Raw genomic sequence first — 2787 nt, 5'->3', positions numbered from 1 at the left:
CCCTTTGCCCCGGCCTATCTCAATGCTTTTCCCAATCCGATCCAACGCAAAGAAGGATATGATTTCCATGAACAAGACCAGTCCCGGCGTCGCCCTTGTCACAGGGGCATCTTCCGGCATCGGGCGCGCTACCGCCGACGCCTTGCTCGGCGCTGGCTTTCGCGTCTTCGGAACCAGCCGTCGCACGGCCTCACAGCAATCCGCCGGCGTGACCATGCTGACCTGCGACGTGACCGACGACGCGTCCGTCGCGACAATGGTCGATGACGTTCTGGCCGCGGCCGGACGCATCGACGTGCTTGTCAACAATGCCGGCATGGGGCTGTTTGGCGGCGCGGAGGAGTCCTCGACCGCCCAGGCCAAGGCGCTGTTCGACGTGAACGTCTTCGGCGTCTTGCGCGTGACCAACGCGGTGCTGCCGGCAATGCGGCGCCAAGGGAAGGGCAGAATCGTAAATTTGAGCTCGGTACAGGGGTTCATCCCCGCTCCCTATTTCGCGCTTTACTCGTCGACCAAACACGCCATCGAAGGGTATTCCGAGTCGCTCGATCACGAATTGCGCCCCTTCGGCATTCGCGTTTCGCTGGTGGAGCCCGCCTATACCCGCACATCATTCGAGGACAATCTTGCCGCCCCCGACCGGTCGCTCGAAATCTACGACTCCGCGCGCGCCGGGATGACTATGTCAGTGCGGAAATCGATGGAAAAAGGCGATGCGCCCGAAGTGGTCGCCAAGACCATTTTGGCAGCAGCGACCGATCCCGCGCCGAAGAAACGCTATGCGGCGGGAAAAATGGCGCGCCAGGTCAGTTTCCTGCGCCGTTTCGTCCCCGCATCCGAATTCGACAAGAGCCTGCGCAAGCAGCTTGGGTTGCCGGTCTGAAATCGGGCGCTGCCTTGGCGCGTCAGCGAGCAGCCGCCTGTTTCTCGAGCCTGCGGGCGTATTGCGTCAGCGGAAAGCACATGACGAAGAAGATCAGCGCCACCAGCCCGTATACCTTGAACGGTTCGAAGGTCGCATTGTTGATGGCGTTGGAGGTCCGCACCAGCTCCTCGAAGCCGATGATCGAGGTGAGCGCCGTCGATTTGATCAGCTGCACCAGGAAGCCGACGGTGGGTGCGCGGGTGATCGAAAACGCCTGCGGCAGGATGATCAGCCTGAGTTCCTGCAGATAGTGCAGGCCGAGGCTGGCACCGGCGTCCCATTGACCGAGGGGTAGCGCCGCGACGCCGGAGCGCCAGATTTCGGCGAGATAGGCGCTGGCGAAGAAGGTGAGGCCGAGCGCCGCCGCCGTCCAGGGTTCGATGCGCAGACCAAGCATCGGCAGGCCGAAGAACATCAGGAACAGCTGCATCAAGAGCGGCGTCCCCTGGAACAGGGCGATGTAGCCGGAGGCGACACGCCGGCTCCATTTGTTCTCAGCGATCCTGAAGAACAGCACGATCATGCCGACGATGCCGCCGCCGATAAAGGCGGCCAGCGATAGCAGCACCGTCCAGCGGGCGGCGAGCAGTAGGTTGCGCACGATGTCCCAGAAGGTGAACTCGATCATGACACACCGGCTCCGAGCGCGCGGCGCCCGCCTGACACCAGCAGCCGGCGCAAGGCCATCGACAGAGCGAGATAGACCAGCGTCACGACGAAATAGGTCTCGAAGGAGCGGAAGGTGCGTGCCTGCAGCATGTCGGCCTCGTAGGTCAGCTCACGCACGGCGATCTGCGACACGACGGCGGACTCCAGCATCATGATGACGATCTGGCTGGTGAGCGCGGGGTAGATGATCTTGAGCGCCTGCGGCAGCACGATCTTGACGAACACCTGGCGTGGCCGCAGCCCAAGGGCCAGCGCTGCTTCCGTCTGCCCGCCGGGCACGGCGTCAAGCCCGGCGCCGACGATCTCGATGGTGTAGGCCGCCATGTTGAGCGTCATCGCCAGCATGGCGGCCAGGAGCGGGTCGAGCCGGACGCCCAGGCTGGGCAGCCCAAAGAAGATGAAGAACAACTGCACCAGGAACGGCGTGTTGCGCATCACCTCGACATAGCAGGCGATTGCCCGCTTGAGCAGCACCGGGCCGTTTCGCCGCCCCGCGGCACCCAGGATGCTGAGCAGCGTTCCGGCCAGCGTGGTCACGGCGATCAGCAGGATCGTCGTGGCCGCGCCATGCGCGATGTCGCCCAGGGCACCCGGGAGCCAGCCAAAGGCCACGGAAACTCAATCCTTGAGATTGTCGGGATTGAGCGGCGTCTTCAGCCAGGCTTTCGAGCTTTCGTCCAGCTTGCCGTCGGCCAGCATCTTGGCGACCGCATCGTTCACGGCCTTCTTCAGGCCGTCTTCGTTCTTGTTGAGGCCGATATGCGAGGGCGAGGTCAGAAGCTGGAACTTCTGCTCCGGCTTCAGTGCGTCCTGCTTGGCCAGCACCTGCGCGCCGACATCGTTGCCGACGACCATCAGCTGCGTCTGGCCGGAGATGAAGGCCTGGATCACCGAATTGTAGTTGTCGAAGCGCTTGATGTCGGCCGATGCCGGTGCTGCCTCGGTGAGCGAGGTGTCTTCCAGCGTGCCGCGATTGACGGCGATCGACTTGTCGGCGAGGTCTTCCTTGCCTTTGACGGCAAGCGCTGCCGGACCGATCACGGCGATGTAGTAGGGCGCGTAGGCAGCGGCGAAGTCGATGACCTGCTCGCGTTCCTTCGAATAGCCGACGCTCATCAGCAGGTCGACGCGATGATCGTTCAGATACGGGATGCGGTTCTGGCCGGTGACGGCGATGGGATTGAGCTTCACCT

At 63.3% G+C, this 2787-nt stretch carries 4 protein-coding genes; 1 reads left to right on the top strand and 3 read right to left on the bottom strand.

The genetic code is table 11. The annotated features are described in order from the left end of the window. Positions 1–67: 67 nt before the first annotated feature. Positions 68–883 carry an oxidoreductase gene (locus tag ENZ75_RS27490; RefSeq protein WP_063170427.1) on the top strand — a complete coding sequence of 272 codons (816 nt, stop codon included), beginning with the start codon at positions 68–70 and terminating at the stop codon, positions 881–883. Between the two features lie 22 nt (positions 884–905). On the opposite strand, the gene ENZ75_RS27485 is transcribed toward ENZ75_RS27490, so the two are convergent. The 3 genes from ENZ75_RS27485 to ENZ75_RS27475 all read right to left on the bottom strand — a co-directional run. Next, on the bottom strand, positions 906–1553 hold the full coding sequence (locus ENZ75_RS27485; RefSeq protein WP_024502056.1) for an amino acid ABC transporter permease: 648 nt from the start codon (positions 1551–1553) through the stop codon (positions 906–908). Continuing rightward, positions 1550–2206 carry an amino acid ABC transporter permease gene (locus ENZ75_RS27480; protein WP_024502057.1) on the bottom strand — a complete coding sequence of 219 codons (657 nt, stop codon included), beginning with the start codon at positions 2204–2206 and terminating at the stop codon, positions 1550–1552. The genes ENZ75_RS27485 and ENZ75_RS27480 overlap by 4 nt, the downstream gene beginning before the upstream one ends. 6 nt (positions 2207–2212) lie before the next feature. Continuing rightward, positions 2213–2787: transporter substrate-binding domain-containing protein (locus ENZ75_RS27475; RefSeq protein ID WP_128278457.1), on the bottom strand; the 575-nt coding region annotated here is incomplete at its 5' end.

Origin of the sequence: Mesorhizobium sp. M7A.F.Ca.CA.002.04.1.1 (assembly GCF_004022805.1) — a bacterium.
GTDB lineage: Bacteria > Pseudomonadota > Alphaproteobacteria > Rhizobiales > Rhizobiaceae > Mesorhizobium > Mesorhizobium ciceri.
Note: the sequence above shows the minus strand (reverse complement) of the source record. Positions and strands in the feature narration are given on the sequence as shown.

Bases quoted from the DNA above. Each gene is read 5' to 3' on its own strand.
- ENZ75_RS27490 (WP_063170427.1), top strand. From the start codon at position 68: ATGAACAAGACCAGTCCCGGCGTCGCCCTTGTCACAGGGGCATCTTCC.
- ENZ75_RS27485 (WP_024502056.1), bottom strand. From the start codon at position 1,553: ATGATCGAGTTCACCTTCTGGGACATCGTGCGCAACCTACTGCTCGCC.